This is a genomic window from Psychrobacter sp. P11G5 (assembly GCF_001593305.1).
Classification (GTDB): Bacteria; Pseudomonadota; Gammaproteobacteria; order Pseudomonadales; family Moraxellaceae; genus Psychrobacter.
On sequence record NZ_CP012533.1, the window covers coordinates 629879 to 649671 of the forward strand.

Sequence of the window (19793 nt, forward strand, 5' to 3'; positions counted from 1 at the left end):
TACCATGACCAAGAAAGTAAGAACCTACAGTGACGAATTTAAAGCAGAAGCTGTTAAAAAGATAGCAGACAATAACGGTAATGTTTCAGCCACAGCCAAGCAACTTGGCATAGCGATGCAAACGTTATCTAACTGGCAGAACAAAGCCAATCAAGGCAAGCTTATCGGCACAGAACAATATGATCCCGATCTTATGAGTGCTCTTCAAGAAATAAAGCAGCTCAAGCGGCAGCTTAAAGTAGCCGAAGAGGAGCGCGAAATTCTAAAAAAGGCGACGGCGTACTTTGCAAGGCACAGCTAGTCAGGTACGCCTTCATCAAAGATAACCAGCACCTCTTTCGCATCACCACTATGTGCCGCGTGCTAAGTGTTAAGTTATCAAGCTATTACGACTGGCTGGGTCGTGATCTCAGCGACCAACAGATACATCGCAATCAGTGTGAACTACTGGTTAAAGTCGCTCATACTCAGACCAAGCAGTGCTATGGCGTAGATCGACTGCATGCCCACCTAAGAGCGCAAGGGTACGATATCAGCCAATATATGGTTAGAAGCATCAAAGAAGAATACGGCATTAAATGCCGTCGTCACAAGCGCTTTAAAGTCACCACTGACTCCGATCATAACAAGCTGGTTTATCCAAACGTGCTGGATCAGAAGTTTGATGCAAACCGTCCTAATGATGCATGGGTAAGCGATATTACTTATATCTGGACTGCTGAGGGCTGGTTGTATTTGGCAGGCGTTAAAGATTTATATACCAAAGAGCTTGTCGGCTATGCTATCAACAAACGCATGACTGCTGACTTGGTTTGCCGTGCACTCAATATGGCAATCAAAAACAAACGACCTAATAAAGGATTAATTGTGCATTCAGACAGAGGCAGTCAGTACTGTAGCCATGCCTACCACAAAATCATTAAGCAGCATCACTTTATAGGCTCTATGAGTGGTCGTGGCAATTGTTATGACAATGCGCCAATAGAAAGCTTCTGGGGCATATTAAAGAATGAGCTAATATATCATAAGGACTATAAAACACGATTCACAGCCATTACTGACATCATCAAATATATCGAGCTGTATTACAATCAGACTAGGATTCAAAAGGGTTTGGGCTATAAATCGCCAAGACAGGTGTGGTTTGACTTTTATCGTCAGGCTGCGTAACTAAAATCTCCCAAGTTTAGTTCTACGGGATTGACAGCAGGGGTCAGTATGCCTATGTTTGATAAGTCTATCACTGATATTGTTCAAAATTTTAATATGAGTTTTTGTTTTGATGACTGGAATGGTAAAGATATAAGGTCACTAGACAAATTAGAGGATCTATACACCCTAATTAATGAGATTTGCGATAACGAGAATGCTAATATAGGCTTATTCACTTCTGAGAACCATACCTTTCTCGCTAAAGCTAAAATAAATAACTCATCAAATAACGATGATGTTAAACAAATTAGATGGTTGTTAACGTATATTTATAAAGCATTTAGAATTTGTGAAAATTTTGGTGTTAGAGCAATATTTGATTTGAATAATAGTATATCAAATATTGATTATCAAAAAGTTATGAATTTATACAACGAAATATTTGAATGTGACACTTATTATGGTGAGGGTATTAAAATTTTTTCGGATTTAAAATTCTATATTACTAATAAAGAAGACATAAAGAAGTTAAAGAGTACTGAGAAATTTTCATGTAGAATTATAAAAAATGACGAGAAATATTTAAGAATATTTGATAGTGAAATAGAAATTCCTGAGAAGGTATACGTGGTTGAAAATTTCAATGTTGAGGTGTACGAAACTCAAGAACAGGACGTTTATAACGCTAATCTTATAGCAAATGAAGAGAGTAAATTAAGAATTGAATACCTGACAGAAAAAAATGTACTATATGAAGTACATGATTTAGAGGTTAATAAGTAAAAGAGGGGTTCATAATTTTAAAACCCCTCGAGTATTAGATAACAAACCTACAAATTCGGATTCAACCACTTCTCAGCAGTCTTCATATCCCAGCCTTTACGCTCAGCATAGCTCTCTAACTGATCGCTGCTGATTTTACCCACATTAAAGTATTCACTCTCAGGATGCGAGTAATAGAAGCCACTGACCGAAGACGCAGGCCACATTGCAAAGCTCTCAGTTAGCGTCGTACCGATAGCCTCAACCGTACCGAGCCAGTCAAACAGTTTGCCTTTTTCGGTATGCTCAGGACAGGCAGGATAGCCAGGCGCAGGGCGGATACCAACATATTTCTCTTTAATCATCTCATCATTGGTTAAATTCTCATCAGCCTGATAGCCCCAATAATCTTTGCGAATCAGCTCATGCAGATGCTCAGCGAAGGCTTCGGCTAAACGGTCAGACAACGCTTGTACCATGATAGCGTTATAGTCATCACCAGCCGCTTTATACTTCTCAGCCAGTGCTTCTGTTCCGACTATAGACACCGTAAAGCCACCAAGATAATCGGTTTGCGTGTCCGATGGTGAGATAAAGTCTGCCAAGCTAAAGTTCGGCTTGCCACTGGCTTTATCGCTTTGCTGACGTAAGTGCTCAAACTGATAGGTCGGCTTGCCGCCATTGTCATAGACGGTTACCGTATCTGCGCCAGTGCGCTTAGCTGGCATCAGTTTAAACACACCTTTGGCAACGATTAACTTCTCATCAATCATCTTTTGCATCAAGTCATTCGCATTGTCGAACAAATCACGGGCCGCTTCTCCAACCACATCGTCTTGCAAGATTTTCGGGTATTTGCCCGCTAGACCCCAAGAGATAAAGAAAGGTGTCCAGTCGATATAAGGCAGTAGGTTAGTGATAGGATAATCGTCAAATATTACTTGTCCTAGTTTGTTAGGTACAGGTGGCACATAGTTTTCCCAGTCATCTTTAAAGCCAATCTTGATAGCGTTGGCATAAGATATTTTGGCCGCTTTTGGTTGGCGCTTAGCGAGACGCTCACGTACCTTTATATATTCTTCACGGGTCTCATCAATCAAACCTTGACGGTGCTCTTTAGAGAGCAGCTTAGTCACCACACCCACTGAACGTGAAGCATCAGCCACATAGATGACGCCATCGTTTTGATACTGAGGTTCGACTTTGACTGCCGTATGCGCTTTAGAGGTCGTTGCTCCGCCAATCATCAAGGGTAGGGTCATGCCGCGCTCTTGCATTTGCTTGGCGACATAAACCATTTCATCAAGGCTTGGCGTAATCAGGCCAGATAAGCCAATGATATCGACTTCCTCAGCGATAGCCGTATCGAGGATTTTTTCACAAGGTACCATCACGCCCATATCTACGATGTCATAGCCGTTACAGCCGAGTACCACACCGACGATGTTTTTGCCGATATCATGGACGTCACCTTTGACGGTAGCCATGAGGATTTTACCTTTCTTTTCACCTTCGACTTTTTCCGCTTCGATATATGGATTCAACCAAGCGACTGATTGTTTCATTACACGTGCAGATTTCACTACTTGCGGTAAGAACATTTTACCTGCACCGAATAAATCACCGACGATATTCATACCGTCCATGAGTGGCCCTTCGATGACTTCTAGCGGTTTGGGGTATTTCTCCCAAGCTTCTTTGGTATCGGCTTCGATAAAGGTGGTGATACCTTTGACTAATGCATGAGCAATACGTTCTTCTACCGTGCCTTCGCGCCATGACATATCAACGGTTCTGTCTTTTTTCTTGCCGCCATCTTGGTAGTTTTCAGCGACGGTCATCAGACGCTCAGTAGCATCTTGACCAGTCTCACCTTGGTTTCGATTCAGCATTACATCTTCGATAGCATCGCGTGCTTCCTTCGGGATGTCGTCATATAGCTCTAGCATGGCAGGGTTGACGATACCCATCGTCAGACCGTTTTGAATCGCATGAAATAAAAATACGGAGTTGATGGCTTCTCGAATCGGATTACCACGGAAACTGAATGAAACGTTAGATACGCCGCCCGATACCATCGCATTGGGCAAGTTATCCGTAATCCACTTAGTGGCATTGATAAAGTCGGCGCCGTAATTATTATGTTCAGTGATACCGGTGGCGACCGCAAAGATATTGGGGTCAAAGATAATGTCCTCGCTAGGGAAGCCGACTTCATTGACTAAGACATCATAGCTACGCTGACAAATCTCAGTTTTACGCTCAAAAGTATCGGCTTGACCGTCTTCATCAAAGGCCATAACGATAATAGCAGCGCCGTAGCGCATACATAGTTTGGCGCGCTCGACGAACTCAGCATGACCTTCTTTTAAGGAGATAGAGTTGACGACGGACTTACCTTGGATACGCTTAAGACCTTCTTCGATGATGTCCCATTTCGAGGAGTCAATCATCAAAGGTACACGACTGATATCAGGCTCACCAGAGACCAAATTAACGAAGTGAATCATCGCATGCTTGGAGTCAAGCATGCCTTCATCCATGTTGATATCGACGATTTGCGCGCCGCCCTCGACCTGATCGCGCGCGACATCTAGAGCCTCGGTATAGGCTTCGGTTTTAATCAAACGTAGAAACTTCTTCGAGCCGGTAACGTTGGTACGTTCACCAACGTTGACGAATAAGCTATCAGGCGTGATAGTAAATGGCTCAAGCCCAGACAGACGACAAGCAGGTGCGATTTCAGGAATCACGCGCGGTGGGTATTTTGCCACCATATTAGCGATTTGGCGGATATGCTCAGGCGTCGTACCACAGCAACCACCGACGATGTTTAAAATGCCCGCTTTAGCAAAGCCTTCAAGCAGGGCAGTGGTTTCCTTTGCCGTTTCGTCATATTCACCAAACTCATTCGGCAAGCCGGCGTTCGGATGCGCTGAAACATAAGTATTGGCAATATTAGATAACGTTTGGATATGTGGACGCAGTGCATCTGCCCCGAGTGCACAGTTGAAACCAACCGATAGCGGCTTGGCATGGCGAATCGAGTTATAAAACGCCTCAGCCGTTTGACCTGATAGCGTCCGACCAGAGGCATCAGTGATCGTACCCGAAATCATAATCGGTAATTCAAAACCAATATCGTCAAACACCCCAGTAATCGCAAATATCGCCGCTTTAGCGTTTAGCGTATCAAAAATGGTTTCAATCAATATAAGATCCACACCGCCTTCTATTAAAGCTAGTGTCGCTTCACGGTAATTTAGCACCAACTCATCAAAGGTAATGTTACGAAAGGCTGGGTCATTGACATCAGGTGATAGCGAGCAAGTTCGTGACGTTGGCCCAATGACTCCAGCGACGAAGCGCGGCTTCTCAGGGGTCTTGGCAGTAAATTCGTCAGCAGCTTCGCGCGCTAATTTAGCCGCAGTCTTGTTTAGCTCTGGCACCAGATATTCCATATCATAGTCAGACATCGATAGCCGCGTACCATTAAACGTATTGGTCTCGATGATATCTGCACCAGCAGCAAGATGGTCGCTATGAATCTCCTTAATCATCTGCGGTTGGGTGAGCACGAGCAGATCGTTATTACCACGTACGTCTTGGCTAATATCAGCAAAACGTTCTCCGCGATAATCAGCTTCCTCCAGCTTATAATTCTGAATATGCGTGCCCATCGCCCCATCTAACACCAAGATACGTGAGGCCATCTGTTCAGTTATGCGCGTACGTGCAGTCAGTTGCTGCTCCTTAAAAGGAAATACAGCAGGCGGCGTCAAGATAAAGTCATCGGCAGCATTTGAGTGAGTGGGCATAGTATTATCTTCAGAAGAAGTCATCGAGGTCATTTTTTGAGTCATAGGAACACTGCTTATATCGTTAATATCATAAAAAGGAGAAAAAAGAGAAAATTTACAAAACTATAAGAAATAAGAAAGCACAAATCTGCAATATTCTAGCATGAAAAATATAGCGTTTATCGGTATGTTTTTATTCATATTTAGCATCAAAGACAAGACCTTGAGCTTTTGAATATGTAAATTTACATAGCATTAAAGTCATACTCAAAGGCATATTATATGCTTTTATACGAATATATGGTCATTGCATTAGTTGCTCAGGATATGAAGGTTTTTCTTAAGCGATTAAAAAATAGACCATGTTACAAAGCAGACAAAACTTACAAGGATGTGACAAAAAATAGCGCAAACGCAAATAGTTAAAGTTGTAAGCCATGCTAATTTGGCTGCGTAAGGTTTGGTTGCTCGTAAGTATAGCTTATAAGCTCTTAGATAATAATAGTGAACTATTATCCCTAGGCAGTACGTATATCATCTGTGATAAGTCACTGTATATACTTATTAACTGCGACTGCCTAGATAGATAGTAAGTCACCATGTATAAGTTAATTTATTAAAACTTTACCTTCAAAAAGAACGACTCAATCATTAAATTCGCACTCAGGATAGACCTCAAAATCAAGGATATGAATATGAAATTTACTAAACTCGCTACTATCGGTACATTGGCTGTCTCAATTGTTGGCCTAAGTGCTTGTAACAACATCATGCCAGCTAAAAAAGCACCGATGCCAGCAAAACAAGCATCTGCACAAGCTCAGCAAGCACCTGCACAAAATGCAGCTATGGCTAAGATGAATGTGGTACAAGTGGCTCAAAGCAATCCTGAATTCTCAACGTTAGTTGAAGCAGTACAAGCTGCTGGTATAGCTGGTCCGTTAGCTAACCCTGATGCGAACTTCACTATCCTTGCACCAACCAATGCAGCTTTTGCCCAAGCCTTACAAGAAACTGGTATGAGTAAAGAGCAGCTATTTGCTAACAAACCCGTATTAACCAAGATTTTAGGGTATCACGTGATTAATGGTGCAGCTCCAGTTTATGCCAAAGATGTAAAACCAGGCAATATTATGATGCTTAGCAAAGATACCTTGATGGTAACACCTGAAGGCAAACTAATGGATGAAAGTGGCCGTACTGCCAGTATCTTGCAAACAGACATCGCAGCTACCAATGGTGTAGTACATGTTATCGATAAAGTATTGTTACCGCAATAAATGAACGGAACGCTGCTTTTTGACTTTATATAATGTAATGAATGCAAAACTACTTAATTAATATTCATAAGGATAGACCCATGTTAAAAAAGACTTTATTATCTTTAGCAATCGCCACAACGGCAATGACATTGGTAGCTTGTAACGATGCAGAAACGGTTGCTGAGCCGGCAGTTGAGCCTGAAGTAACGACTGAACCGATGGTTGAGCCGGAGCCAATGGCAGAGCCTGAAGTTATGGAAGAACCTGCTGCTATGTCTGAAGAGGCTACTGCTACACAAAATATCGCTGAAATCGCCGCTGAAAATAATGATTTAACGATCTTGACCGCAGCATTAAAAGCGGCTGGACTTGATCAAACATTAATGGCAACGGATACCAACTACACGGTATTTGCTCCAACAGATGCAGCATTCGCTGATGTGCTAACCAAGCTGGATGTTACTAAAGAAGAGCTGTTGGCTGACAAAGATATGTTAACCAAGGTGCTGTCGTATCATGTTATTCCAAGCATGATAGTAAAATCTGCTGATATCCCTTATGGTACTGACATCGAAACAGTGAACGGTCAAGCGTTCTCTATTAGTGATGCTAACGTGATCACAGATGCTAGTGGTGGTACTGCCAATATCACTCAGCCAGACATCATGGCGACTAATGGTGTCGTTCATGTAATTGACACAGTGTTAATGCCTAAATAACGTTGTTCTAAAAGTAACATAGCTAAATTAGTCAATATTTTTAAAAGAAAAACCCAGCACTTATTGCTGGGTTTTTTGTTTTGCTAAAAAGTTATCTATCTCTTGATCTGAGCGATGGCGACTATTATCAATTAAACATAATGTGTACTACACGAAAAAGCCCAAGACCATTGCCTCAGGCTTTTTTGATTTAATCGTTAGCTGCTACTTTTACATTCTTTAAAAAACGTTATTTATGCTCTTTATGTATTGGATTTTTTGCCAATCTTTCTTGCTCTTCTAGATGACGTGCTTCCCAATAAGGCGCATTTTTGATACCGAATTTTGCAGGATCAAAGGTATAGCGCTTCACACCAGCTTTACGCTGTGCTTCATAATCTTTAAGCATAGTGAGTGTTGGACGTGCAACAACAAAGATAACAAGAATACCAACGATATTGAGCCAAGCCATAAGACCAACACCGATATCACCAATAGCCCAGATATAGCCGGCTGAGTTAAGACCACCGTAAGCAACCATCACCATAATTAAGACTTTGACGAAAAAGAGACCTTTTTTATTGGCACCGCGACTAATAAAGCGAGTCAAATAAGCAACGTTTACTTCAGCGATATAGTAGTAAGCCAAGATAGTCGTAAAGGCAAAGAAGAATACGGCGACAGCGATAAAGGTATTACCGTAAGTACCATAAACAGATTCCATCGCCATTTGCGTAAAGGCAGGCGAGTTAATTTCCACACCAGTAGCTACGTTTTGGACGATGAACTGACCATCTGGAAGCTTACCTTGAATGTTATACATACCTGTAGATAAAATCATGAAGGCGGTAGCAGAACAGACTAGCAACGTATCTACATATACTGAGAATGCCTGTACTAAACCTTGCTGTGAGGGATGCTGAACCTCTGCAGCAGCAGCAGCGTGAGGGCCAGTACCCTGTCCGGCTTCGTTAGAGTAGATCCCACGTTTTACACCCCAACCAATAGCAGCACCAAAACCTGCTTGTGCCGTAAAGGCATCGCCAACGATCATACCGAAGACTTGTGGAACCATGTCAATGTTACTAAACATGATAATCAAAGCAAGGACAATATAGCCTAGTGCCATAAAAGGGACTGCAAACTCAGTAAAGGTCGCAATACGCTTAATACCACCAAAGATAATAATACCTAGGACCACTAGAATAATGCCTAGCGCTACTAAACGCATAGAGCCAACTTCTAAGCTGCCAATATTTACTATTGTTCCTTCACCCATCACCTGTGCAAAAGCACTGATAACACCGTTCGCCTGTACACCAGGTAAGAACATACCACAGGCTAAGATAGAGGCGATCGCAAAGAGGATACCATACCATTTTTGACCAAGTGCGCGTTCAAAATAGTAAGCTGGACCACCACGATATTCGCCAGTAATCACATCTTTTTCTTTATAAATCTGTGCGAGTGTAGACTCAACATAGGCTGTAGATGCGCCTAAGAAGGCTACAATCCACATCCAAAACACAGCACCTGGACCACCGAAGCCGATAGCAGCAGCTACCCCAGCGATGTTACCCATACCCACACGTCCCGCGAGTGAGACGGCAAGTGCCTGAAATGATGAAATACCATCTGTACTGGATTTACCAGTAAATAGTAATTTGATCATTTCACCGAATAGACGCACTTGTACAAAGCGCGTCATAATAGAATAAAACAGACCCGCGCCCAAACACAGGTAGATCAGTGCAGGGCTCCAGATAATTCCGTTTACTAAATTGACTAAACCTTCCATATTATGTCTTCCTCAAACGTCCTCAAAGTGGTAATGCTCGGTGTTAATTATCCCATTAAGATAAAAATTAACACCCTTTTAACCACTCAGGATGGATTGTAATTGTCTGTATTTATCCGCTTGGCTTATCATTAACACAACTAGTGTTAATACAATCTTAGCTGCGGTCGCAATTCCTTTTGCCTTTCTGGTTGTCGCAGTATTATGATGACATAACGCAGTAAGAATAGGTAGATAAAGAATAGACCAGCGGATAAAACAAGTAGTTATTGTCATTAAATACCAGTCAATATACTGACAGCATTCAACCTTTATTCAGCTGTTTTTGTTATCTCTACTTACTGATAGCTTTCAAATCCACAGTACATCAACTCTAACCACATGTTACTATTGAATAAATTAATAAATGTCGAAAAAGAATCAATGAGCAGTTCGCTCAACAGCTGTGGCATTTGCATTTAGCACAAGCAGGATATTCATCTTTTTGCGCTTAGCTAATACTAAATGAGTAACAACTCCACTACCGAATGTATGCAAACCATACGGTTAAGTAACTGCAATTTGCCACAATTTCTTTATAATTACTAGATTTTTTTTTGAATCTACTGTGTTTATATTTTGCAATTAACACTTAATAACCTAATACAAGTCTACTAAAGTTATTAATAGAATGCGCTAATTGCTGGCAAGCTTAGTACTTTATAACTTTTTAATATGTGATTATTAGCAACTATTAATAAAATCTGAATCAGCTAGTCATAGCAAGATGATAGATAGTAGGGCGATAGGTAGAATAGAGAGTTATTTGGTGATAAAAAAGTCAATTGTCTTGTTTTGCGGTTGTGTTTTGGTAACGATGAATTGTAAAAGAATAGCTATATCGCCATTATTAGCAGCATAATTAAAGGTAACCGTTTATTGACGATCACGATATTGTTTTCCAGCATAAATGGATAAACGGTAAGTTATCACTAAACGGTCAGCTATCACTATTAGGAGAATCAGATATGACGCGTAAATCTATTGTAAAACCCATGTTACTATCAGCGGTATTAGCTACTTCAACAGTTGGTTTAACAGGTTGTGGTTATAACAATCTACAATCACAAGATGAACAAGTGACAGCCGCTTGGTCAGAAGTAGTCAACCAGTATCAACGCCGTTCGGATTTGGTTCCAAACTTAGTAAAAGTCGTGCAGCAATATGCGGATCAGGAGCAAGAGGTCTTTACGCAAGTGGCAGAAGCGCGCTCGCGTGCAGGTAGCATTAATATAACCCCTGAAGTGCTCAATGACCCACAAGCGATGGAGCGTTATGCTGAAGCACAAGCACAGATGGGTGGCGCATTGTCACGTCTGATGGCAGTATCTGAGCGTTACCCTGAATTGAAATCAGATGCTTTATTTCAAGATTTACAGGCACAGTTAGAAGGTACTGAAAACCGTATTACCGTAGCGCGTAACCGCTATATCCAAGAAGTACAGGGTTACAACACGACAGTACGCCAGTTCCCCACTAATATCACCGCCAAAGTATTCGGTATGGATACCAAACCGAACTTTACGGTAGCTAACGAAGAAGAGATTTCTACTGCGCCAACCGTGGATTTCGGTGATGATGATGCCGCTACTGCTCAGTAAAGATTAGTAGATGAAAGTAAAAATAAAGCCATGCCAGAGTGTTTACGATTCTACTGCGTTAAGCCTATCTAATATAGGCGGCTTTACTTTTTATTTATCGTTGATAAGTATTAATAGAAGCATACATTTCATGGAAACGTACGGTAATACCGAACGCTTCGATATAGTACGTCACAATCCAGCTCAGCACGGATGTCATTCAAGGTGGTATAGATTAGATGAATAACTCAAAAGCGATCGTCTCTGCATTACTATTAACGCTTAGTGCTGGCAGTGCCACGCTGCTATATGCTGCACCGGATGATGCTAGTGCTACTAATAGTAGTGCCACCGATGCACAGTTGCAGAATCGTAGTGTTGAGGACTTGGTTGCTATTGCTAAAGCTGGTGAGGCTAATGAAGCTATCAATGATGCGGTACTCGGTAATGAAGCTATTAGTGGCACTATACTCGGTAATGATGCTATCAATCCCAACGCTGCTAATGACGAAGCTGTAGCACAGTCGCAGGCGACGACTAAGCCACCTATCCAATCAAGTGCTGCTAGTGTCGATGCTGATAAATTGATATTGAACGAACCAGTCGTTGATCAAGCCAACATCTTAAATCCTCAAGAAAAACAGCGCTTAGAGGCACAGCTGCGTAATATCTATCAGCAAGGTCTAGCACAAGCAGCGGTTGTCATTGTGCCAACCACTAATGGCTTGCCAATATTTGACTATGCTTTGCAAGTTGCCACTAAATGGGAGTTAGGGGATAAAGACATCGATGACGGTTTGCTAATTGTGGTAGCTGTCAATGATCGCGATATGTACATTTTGACTGGCTATGGGTTGGAAGGTGTCCTACCGGATGCTGCGGTCAATCGTATTATTCGTGAGGATATTACCCCATTGTTTAAACAAAATGACTATGGGGCAGGGATATTGGCAGGCGTTAGTGCCCTTGAAAATCGACTCAATGCTGACCCTGAAGTACTGGCCCGCGCTGATGCTCAAGCAGCGGAACGTACTGCTCAGCAAGGCTCGGATGAGCTACCAACTCCTATCTTCCTATTTATAATGGCAATGATTTTTGGTAAGTTTATTACTAGTATTTTTGGACGCGTATTTGGTTCTATCTTAACCGCAGGTGGTTTCTTCGCAGGTTCTCTAGCATTGGGTGGCGGATTTTTCATGACTGTCATTATGGCCATATTTATCTGGATGTTCTTGATTGCTCGAGGCTCAGGTGGCGGTGGTCGAGGAGGACGCGGCGGTGGCCGTAAAGGCGGTATGATATTCTTGCCTGGTCTTGGTGGTGGCAGCGGTGGCGGTTTTGGAGGTGGTGGCTTTGGCGGTGGCGGCGGTGGCTTTGGCGGTGGCGGTGCTGGAGGCTCGTGGTAGACTTTGTTGAATTTATTCACTTATCACCAATTTTATAATCGATTTCTAGTTTAAAGTCAGTTTCTAGCGTCGAAAATTGAAGAAGCTGCTTGTATAATCAGTCCTAAATAAAAGAAGTACAAAAATAATAACGCGCTACTGAGATAGTTTTTCCTTGCTTGCTGTGCCTACGCAGACAGAGGCTGCGCAAAATTTATCTCAGTAGCGCTATATTTATTTTATAGTGGATTGACTATATAGCATGTTTGAATACCTACTAGATAACAGTTAGCAATCGCCTACTTGAGGAAAAAATAATGGTACAAAATAACTTACCTTTATCAGAGGCAAGTTTTGCCCGTTGGTGGCGTCAAGTCTTGTTTGTCCCTATGCTGCATAGCAAATGGCTGACGGCAGAGGCCAAGGCACGACTGACAGCAAAAGTGACAGAAGCAGAGCAAGGTCATCGTGGCGAGGTGTTTTTGATTGTAGAAAATCATCTGCCTATTCAAGATGCTTATAGCACCAACTGCCGTGAGCGCGCTATTGATCTGTTTAGCGAATATCGAGTATGGGATACTGAAGAAAACACTGGTGTCTTAGTTTATGTCAATATCTGTGAGCACAAACTGGAAATCATCGCTGATCGTGGTATCAGTGCCCATGTTAGCCCAACAGTATGGCGAGCGATGTGTGATAAAGCAGTAACAGGCATTGCTAATAAGAAAATGGAAGAGAGCTTAAGCGATTTATTAGACGAGGTAGGACAGCTACTACGTCAATATTACCATTTGGAGCATGATCCAGCGGGCAATGAGCTATCTGATACAGTCGTATTTCTAAAATAGTGCTCTAAAAGGGTATATTTAGATAACAAAGACAATGGGATTACTATGATTGAATTAATAAGAAAACTACCGAAAGCTGAGCTGCACTTACATATTGAAGGCTCATTAGAGCCTGAGCTTATGTTCAGGTTGTCCAAAAAAAACAACATAGATATTCCTTATAAAGACATAGAAGATGTGCGCGATGCCTATAATTTCACCAATTTACAGACTTTTTTAGACATATATTATGCCGGTGCCAAAGTACTCATCACAAAAGACGATTTTTATGATCTGACTTGGGAGTACATTTTAAAGTGCGTTGAAGACAATGTTATTCATACTGAGATATTCTTTGATCCCCAGACGCATACCGCAAGGGGCATTGCTTTTGAAACGGTCATAACTGGAATAAAAGAAGCTTTGATGGATGCTAAGGAAAAATACGGCATTACCTCCTGTATTATCATGTGTTTTTTACGGCATTTATCACAACAAGATGCTTTTGATACTTTAGAAGAAGCTTTGGCATTTAAGGCTGACATTATTGGTGTCGGTCTTGATTCTTCAGAACTCGGAAATCCTCCATCGAAATTTACAGAGGTATTTAAGAAGGCCAAAGAAGAGGGGTTTAAATTAGTCGCGCATGCAGGTGAAGAAGGCGATTTCTCTTATATTTACGAAGCGCTAGATTTGCTAGGTATTAATAGAATAGATCATGGCGTGCAATCTATAAAAAGCGCTGAGCTTATGCAAAGACTAAAAGATGAGCAAATACCGCTTACTGTCTGCCCAAACTCAAACATTGAGCTAAAAGTATTTGAAACTTATAAAGAGCACAATATAAAAGAGCTTTTGGATTACGGCCTAAACGTAAGTGTTAATTCAGATGATCCAGCCTATTTTAAAGGATATATCAATCAGAACTTTATCAATTTATGCGAAAACCTACCATTATCAGAGGATGATATTATCACTTTGATAAAGAACTCTTTTAGATCCTCATTTATAGATGAAGAGTTAAAAGAAGTATATTTAGCTAAAGTTGATCGTGCACTACAATAATTTTGGTCAGGGTACGCCTAGTAGCTAAAGACCTAACCTTGTTTTTCGTATAGCCATTATGATAGCGCAATGACTTGCTGTAACAGTAAAGGCATTACTACTCCTGCTTTCACCGCTAATGTGATATCAACGATAGTGTTGGGTGTTGGATCAGGGTTTATCTCAATAAGTTTTGCACCATTCTGCTTTGCTAAATGTGCCAGCCCCGCAGCAGGGTAAACCAAACTTGACGTACCAACACTGATGAATACTTCACAATTGGCAGCCGCATCCTCGGCGGTTTGCCACGCCTGTCCAGGTAGCGCCTCACCAAACCAAACAATATCAGGTCTGATATAACCATCGCAATGCTGGCAAGTTACTAGTTCATCGTCAAAGTTAATAGCCTCTTTGCTACTATCCCAAGCTGCGACTTCATTTTGGAAAGGCGTACCACAGTCATGACAACGATTACGCCACAGGTGACCATGTAAGTGCGTCACGGTGCTACCAGCCTGTTCATGCAAGTCATCGACGTTTTGCGTAATTAAGGTGAAGCTCTGTTTATTTTTTTTGGCATCTTGTTGCCATTCGGCAAGAGCAAGATGGGCAGGGTTAGGGGTTTTATCATGGACCAATTGCCTGCGCCATTGATACCACGACCAGACTAGCTTTGGATCACGTTCGAAGGCGGTAGGAGTGGCCAAATCCTCGGCACGGTAGTGTTGCCAAAGGCCAGTCTGCTTATCTCGAAAAGTGGGAATGCCACTTTCGGCTGACACGCCTGCACCAGTTAAAACACAAATGCGTGATTTAGTAGCTAGTAATTTAGCAGCACGCTGCACTTCTGCTATTAATTTTGGCGACAATTCTGCTAACATGGCTAAACCCTTGCTAATAATGGATATATCTTCCTATGATAGACGGAATTTGGTGGCTTGTCATATTGCTAGCAGTCATTGCAGTGCTATGGTTTATAGCGCACCTACGCGGTACTAAAAGTAATTATAAAGATAAAAACCACAAGCTATCGGCTACAAAGTCACAAGCTAATGATAGTTTGCAGAAAACCGCCGTTTTAATTAAGCAGCACTTTCCTGACTACCGAACCAGTCGAAGAGCCAAGCATTTGCTTATCGTTAAAGAAGGTAAGAAGATTGCGATGATTACTATAGATAATAGTATAGCGGTAGGTCAGCGACGATTAGGAGATGTGCCTATTATTAATTATCATCGAGTACCGAGTCGGACGCAGCTGAGTACTGATTTGCAAGATGTCTATTGAGCTAAACATAGAAATACAAGCGCTGAGCTAGCAAAATAGCATTTGGCGTATAAGACTGTCTAAATGATTTTAACTCTGTGAGAAAAGCAGGAGACATACGGAGGTTAAAGCAAGTTGATCGTAACTTTTTCGTATTGAGAAAATAGCCTAGAAGTTAGGAAAAGTAATAAGGCTTAGGCGCCTAGCAAGTTAACAGCTAGTAGTCAGCGAATTACGATTAAACTTTCATTTTGAGTCGTATATTTTTATTGAACATCCACTCATAATGATTATATGAAGCTTTGTAACGGCTCTCGCGACATTGTTTAAATGGTTATGTTGCTGCATAGGTAAAAATGCTAGGTACCTATATTATTCTGACCATATCAAGATTTTGATATGGTTAAGCTCGATGTTACTCATCGTGTTGCCATTAACCAAACGACTACCATACCCCAAAATACAGATCCTACTGACAATGCAGCCATATAAAAAACACTCATTACGTCTCCTAGACTCAACTCATATAATATTAAAATTTACAAACTGCTAGCTTGTTTCAAGCATTTCTTAAATATGCAATTAACGAGCCAAACAAATATTTTTGTATTTAAGACTATATTTAGTTTCTAGAATATTGCGCTAATATTCGTTTATATACATATAGTTACATAAATACCTTAAGACGCAATAATACTCATATTGCTTTTGAAATGTAAGCAATATTTTTAATAAAGAAGTTTTTTTTGTAAAGATAGCTTGAGAGCTAGTTAAATAGTTGATTATATGCTGAAATTTACTTATTAAAGGCGTGATGAACAGAGTAGTATTTACGATTGTAGTGTTAGAAGAATAATTCAGTTAATAAAATGATGTTTACAAAAACTATATACATAGTATTACTGCTAAACGAAAGCAGATAAAAAGGCAAAATCAAACAAAAGGAGGGTTTAGAAAGTGGTTAATACAATGATTGGTGCGCTCGGCGGGAATCGAACCCACGACCCTCGGCTTCGGAGACCGATACTCTATCCAACTGAGCTACGAGCGCATAAAATGAATTGACTGCTATATTGAGTAACACGATTTCTAGACAAGCGTCTTTAGCAGTGCAACATGTCGAAAAATAAAGACCGCTTAGTCTAACAAATAAAAGGTGGAAAGCCAATGAATGAAGCCAGCTATTAAGATTTTTTGAGAAAAAATAAGATAGTCAGCAAACAGGCATGGCAATCTACCTGCCTTTTCCCTTATAATGTTAGGGAGAATTCATATTTATAATCACCGATTACAAGTACGCTTGCATACGGGATGGCTGTTTGCCATCGATAACTAGATGTTATCGAAGGAAGATAGACAGAATGTCCAAGTCGTGCCAACACTTGTATACGTAATAAGAGAACGTGACGAATGAGAAAAGTAGTTATGTTATCGGCAGCTGCCATTCTAGGAATCGCTAGTATCGCAGTGAGCCAAGCTGAAGATGTTGCAGACACTCCTGTAACCGTATCTGATGTAGCAGAAGCACAAGAGGTTGTAGAAAGTGCTCCTCAAAAGCTAGGTGACAAAACACAGGCTGCCGCTGATACTACCGATGGCACGGCTCCTGTTGCTGAAGCTGGGGATGCAGACGCTGCCACTGTTGCAGATGGAGATGCTACAGCAGAAGAAACCGTACAAGCTGCTCCTGCCGCTAATGAAGAGCCAATCCCTGAAGATACGCCACAAGTACAAAAGCTAATTGCGTTGTATCCTAACCTGATTGCTCGTATTCAGCCTGTTGCTAAAGTATGCTTTGAAGACGACGAAGTTTGTGATGTGACTGCTCGTTCATCTGGTCCATCAGCAGATGGTGAGCCACGTGATGGTAAAACAGTATATAACGCAGTATGTCAAACGTGTCATGCATCAGGCTTGCTTGGCTCACCTATGCTAGGTGATGCAGGCGCTTGGGGACCACGTATAGCAAAAGGTTCAGATACTTTATATACGCATGCTATCAATGGATTTAATGCTATGCCTGCAAAAGGTGGCGCTGATATTCCTGATGAAGAAGTTCAGAATGCTGTGGATTACATGGTTGGTGAGGCAAGCTAATTTATACTAGCGTTGTTACGCTATAGGTGCTTAATCTGTAACTAATGGCTTTATCTACATCATATGTAATTGTAAAACGTCTATTTCACTTAATGATATAGACGTTTTTTTATGGTTGATGATTGATGCAATCAATTATGTACTTATAGTATGCTGCAGTTGAAATCTATCTAAAGTAACCTCACATTAAGGCATTACATCACTCATTTCACAAATCTATAAAGAGGTATTCATGTCTGAGGTACCAGCGCTTTCTATCCAAAATCTATCCAAGACCTATGACAATGGGTTTTCGGCACTAAAAGATGTCAGCTTAACGGTGCCACAAGGCGGATTCTTTGCTTTGCTTGGCCCAAACGGTGCTGGTAAGTCAACGATGATTGGCATTATTAGCTCACTGTTTAAGCCGACAACTGGTAGCGTCAATATTTTCGGTGTCGACCTTTTGGCCAATCCTTCGATTGCCAAGCAATATCTTGGGGTAGTACCGCAAGAGTTTAACTTCAACATGTTTGAAAAAGTACAGGATATCCTAATTACTCAAGCCGGTTATTTTGGCATTCCGCCTAAAGAATCAAAACCGCGTGCTGAGCGCTTGCTTAAAGCGCTAGGACTATGGGACAAACGCGATACTATGTCACGTGAGCTATCAGGTGGTATGAAGCGACGTTTGATGATTGCACGAGCGTTGATTCATAAACCTAAGCTATTGATCCTAGATGAGCCAACCGCTGGGGTAGATATTGAGTTGCGCCGCTCTATGTGGGAGTTTATGCAACAAATTAATATTGAAGAGAACACCACTATTATCCTCACCACGCATTATCTAGAAGAAGCTGAGCAACTGTGTAAGCGCATTGCTATTTTAGACCATGGTGAAATACGTATTAATACGGATATGAAGGATTTGCTCGCTCAGCTATCGGTTGAGACTTTTGTATTTGATGTAACTACTCCGCTGACACATCAGATTGTATTGAACAATGTGACAGCAGTAGTGCAGCCCGATGATCTTACAATTGAAGTGACGTTGACTGAAGGTGAGTCGTTGAATGGCGTTTTCACTCAGCTGTCTAACCAAGGTATCACTATTGCCAGTATGCGTAACAAGTCCAATCGATTGGAAGAGTTGTTTATGCGCTTAGTTGACAAAAATATCCAGAGTGCAGACAGTATGAAGGAGGCAGGATTATGAACCAGAAGATAGTGGTAGACCCTAATGAAACGATGTCATGGGCTAAAAAATGGATTTCTTTTCGTACTATATTACTAAAAGAAGTTCGTCGAATTCTGCGTATTTGGCCACAGACGCTATTACCTCCGGTCATTACGATGAGTCTTTATTTTGTCATATTTGGTAAAATGATCGGGTCGCGTGTCGGGGAGATGGGCGGTGTTCCGTACATGCAGTTTATCGTCCCCGGCTTAATTATGATGGCGATTATCACCAATAGTTATTCAAACGTTGTATCGAGCTTTTTTAGTGCGAAGTTCACCTCCAGTATTGAAGAGCTGTTGGTATCGCCAGTCTCCAAGCACGCTATCTTGATGGGTTATGTCAGTGGTGGTGTCTTCCGTGGATTGACTGTCGGTTTTATCGTCTCTATCGTAGCGCTATTCTTTACTGATCTTGGTATTGAGCATTTATTCGTGACTTTGTTTACCGTGCTTGGAACATCTATTTTGTTCTCACTGGGTGGCTTTATTAACGCTGTGTTTGCGCGCTCATTTGATGATATTTCCATTATTCCAAGCTTTGTGCTTACTCCGCTTACCTATCTTGGCGGTGTGTTTTATTCGATGGAGAACTTGTCACCGTTTTGGCAAAATATCTCGCTACTGAATCCAATCGTCTATATGGTCAACTCGTTCCGCTACGGTATTCTGGGTTACTCTGATGTAAATGTTTGGTATTCAATGGCAGCGATTTTTACATTTTGTGTGGTGTTTTATGCTATTTCTTATCGCCTATTAAGTAATGGATCGCGTGTTCGATTGTAACAAGTATTTTGTAGATTACTAAAAACAGCGATAGGTATGGTTAGAAATAATCAAGTTCATAAGAATATATAGGATTAGGAAAAG

At 41.3% G+C, this 19793-nt stretch carries 15 protein-coding genes and 1 tRNA gene; 12 read left to right on the forward strand and 4 right to left on the reverse strand.

Annotated features, from left to right (window positions below; translation table 11 throughout):
• The first annotated feature begins 4 nt into the window (after nucleotides 1-4).
• Nucleotides 5-1170, forward strand: a protein-coding gene (locus tag AK825_RS02650) for an IS3 family transposase (RefSeq protein WP_149038736.1) whose coding sequence is annotated in 2 segments (ribosomal slippage) — nucleotides 5-263 and nucleotides 263-1170 — 1167 coding nt in all. Because the reading frame shifts where the segments join, the coding sequence is not laid out codon by codon here.
• Nucleotides 1171-1218: 48 nt separating this feature from the next.
• Nucleotides 1219-1935: a hypothetical protein gene (locus tag AK825_RS02655; protein ID WP_068034525.1), complete on the forward strand. Its 717-nt coding sequence runs from the start codon at nucleotides 1219-1221 to the stop codon at nucleotides 1933-1935.
• A gap of 47 nt (nucleotides 1936-1982) precedes the next feature.
• Here the strand turns inward: AK825_RS02655 and metH are convergent, their stop codons facing one another.
• On the reverse strand, nucleotides 1983-5657 hold the full coding sequence (metH, locus tag AK825_RS02660; protein WP_203226506.1) for a methionine synthase: 3675 nt from the start codon (nucleotides 5655-5657) through the stop codon (nucleotides 1983-1985).
• 752 nt (nucleotides 5658-6409) lie between these two features.
• Between metH and AK825_RS02665 the strand changes: the two genes are divergently transcribed.
• Entirely contained in the window at nucleotides 6410-6994 is a 585-nt protein-coding gene (locus tag AK825_RS02665) for a fasciclin domain-containing protein (protein WP_068034530.1), read from the forward strand.
• Between the two features lie 80 nt (nucleotides 6995-7074).
• Complete coding sequence (locus AK825_RS02670) at nucleotides 7075-7695, forward strand: fasciclin domain-containing protein (protein WP_068034531.1); 621 nt, start codon at nucleotides 7075-7077, stop codon at nucleotides 7693-7695.
• Nucleotides 7696-7924: 229 nt separating this feature from the next.
• Here the strand turns inward: AK825_RS02670 and AK825_RS02675 are convergent, their stop codons facing one another.
• Entirely contained in the window at nucleotides 7925-9472 is a 1548-nt protein-coding gene (locus tag AK825_RS02675) for an alanine/glycine:cation symporter family protein (RefSeq protein WP_068034533.1), read from the reverse strand.
• Nucleotides 9473-10479: 1007 nt separating this feature from the next.
• Here AK825_RS02675 and AK825_RS02680 point away from each other — a divergent pair.
• The 4 genes from AK825_RS02680 (at nucleotide 10480) to AK825_RS02695 (ending at nucleotide 14368) form a co-directional block, all read left to right on the forward strand.
• Complete coding sequence (locus tag AK825_RS02680; protein WP_068034535.1) at nucleotides 10480-11112, forward strand: LemA family protein; 633 nt, start codon at nucleotides 10480-10482, stop codon at nucleotides 11110-11112.
• 218 nt (nucleotides 11113-11330) lie between these two features.
• A complete protein-coding gene (locus tag AK825_RS02685; RefSeq protein ID WP_068034536.1) occupies nucleotides 11331-12497 on the forward strand; it encodes a TPM domain-containing protein in 1167 nt (388 codons plus the stop codon).
• A 296-nt stretch (nucleotides 12498-12793) separates the two neighbouring features.
• Nucleotides 12794-13324, forward strand: coding sequence for a TPM domain-containing protein (locus tag AK825_RS02690; RefSeq protein WP_068034538.1), 531 nt, complete (start codon nucleotides 12794-12796; stop codon nucleotides 13322-13324).
• 45 nt (nucleotides 13325-13369) lie between these two features.
• Nucleotides 13370-14368 carry an adenosine deaminase gene (locus AK825_RS02695; RefSeq protein WP_068034540.1) on the forward strand — a complete coding sequence of 333 codons (999 nt, stop codon included), beginning with the start codon at nucleotides 13370-13372 and terminating at the stop codon, nucleotides 14366-14368.
• A gap of 56 nt (nucleotides 14369-14424) precedes the next feature.
• Here the strand turns inward: AK825_RS02695 and AK825_RS02700 are convergent, their stop codons facing one another.
• Complete coding sequence (locus AK825_RS02700) at nucleotides 14425-15228, reverse strand: NAD-dependent deacylase (protein WP_068034542.1); 804 nt, start codon at nucleotides 15226-15228, stop codon at nucleotides 14425-14427.
• 35 nt (nucleotides 15229-15263) lie between these two features.
• On the opposite strand from AK825_RS02700, the gene AK825_RS02705 reads away from it, so the two are divergent.
• Nucleotides 15264-15632 carry a hypothetical protein gene (locus tag AK825_RS02705; RefSeq protein ID WP_068034545.1) on the forward strand — a complete coding sequence of 123 codons (369 nt, stop codon included), beginning with the start codon at nucleotides 15264-15266 and terminating at the stop codon, nucleotides 15630-15632.
• Between the two features lie 953 nt (nucleotides 15633-16585).
• On the opposite strand, the gene AK825_RS02710 is transcribed toward AK825_RS02705, so the two are convergent.
• Nucleotides 16586-16662, reverse strand: a tRNA-Arg gene (locus AK825_RS02710).
• A 359-nt stretch (nucleotides 16663-17021) separates the two neighbouring features.
• Between AK825_RS02710 and AK825_RS02715 the strand changes: the two genes are divergently transcribed.
• From AK825_RS02715 to AK825_RS02725, 3 genes are all read left to right on the forward strand, one after another.
• The gene (locus AK825_RS02715) at nucleotides 17022-17708 is read left to right on the forward strand and encodes a c-type cytochrome (RefSeq protein WP_068034547.1); all 687 of its coding nucleotides are present in this window, start codon (nucleotides 17022-17024) and stop codon (nucleotides 17706-17708) included.
• Nucleotides 17709-17940: 232 nt separating this feature from the next.
• Complete coding sequence (locus tag AK825_RS02720) at nucleotides 17941-18903, forward strand: ABC transporter ATP-binding protein (protein ID WP_068034549.1); 963 nt, start codon at nucleotides 17941-17943, stop codon at nucleotides 18901-18903.
• A 32-nt stretch (nucleotides 18904-18935) separates the two neighbouring features.
• Entirely contained in the window at nucleotides 18936-19709 is a 774-nt protein-coding gene (locus tag AK825_RS02725) for an ABC transporter permease (protein WP_068038942.1), read from the forward strand.
• The last annotated feature ends 84 nt before the right edge of the window (nucleotides 19710-19793 follow it).

Bases quoted from the DNA above. Each gene is read 5' to 3' on its own strand.
- AK825_RS02665 (WP_068034530.1), top strand. From the start codon at position 6,410: ATGAAATTTACTAAACTCGCTACTATCGGTACATTGGCTGTCTCAATT.
- AK825_RS02690 (WP_068034538.1), top strand. From the start codon at position 12,794: ATGGTACAAAATAACTTACCTTTATCAGAGGCAAGTTTTGCCCGTTGG.
- AK825_RS02655 (WP_068034525.1), top strand. From the start codon at position 1,219: ATGCCTATGTTTGATAAGTCTATCACTGATATTGTTCAAAATTTTAAT.
- AK825_RS02695 (WP_068034540.1), top strand. From the start codon at position 13,370: ATGATTGAATTAATAAGAAAACTACCGAAAGCTGAGCTGCACTTACAT.
- AK825_RS02670 (WP_068034531.1), top strand. From the start codon at position 7,075: ATGTTAAAAAAGACTTTATTATCTTTAGCAATCGCCACAACGGCAATG.
- AK825_RS02705 (WP_068034545.1), top strand. From the start codon at position 15,264: ATGATAGACGGAATTTGGTGGCTTGTCATATTGCTAGCAGTCATTGCA.
- AK825_RS02685 (WP_068034536.1), top strand. From the start codon at position 11,331: ATGAATAACTCAAAAGCGATCGTCTCTGCATTACTATTAACGCTTAGT.
- AK825_RS02725 (WP_068038942.1), top strand. From the start codon at position 18,936: ATGTCATGGGCTAAAAAATGGATTTCTTTTCGTACTATATTACTAAAA.
- AK825_RS02680 (WP_068034535.1), top strand. From the start codon at position 10,480: ATGACGCGTAAATCTATTGTAAAACCCATGTTACTATCAGCGGTATTA.
- AK825_RS02720 (WP_068034549.1), top strand. From the start codon at position 17,941: ATGTCTGAGGTACCAGCGCTTTCTATCCAAAATCTATCCAAGACCTAT.
- AK825_RS02715 (WP_068034547.1), top strand. From the start codon at position 17,022: ATGAGAAAAGTAGTTATGTTATCGGCAGCTGCCATTCTAGGAATCGCT.
- AK825_RS02700 (WP_068034542.1), bottom strand. From the start codon at position 15,228: ATGTTAGCAGAATTGTCGCCAAAATTAATAGCAGAAGTGCAGCGTGCT.
- AK825_RS02675 (WP_068034533.1), bottom strand. From the start codon at position 9,472: ATGGAAGGTTTAGTCAATTTAGTAAACGGAATTATCTGGAGCCCTGCA.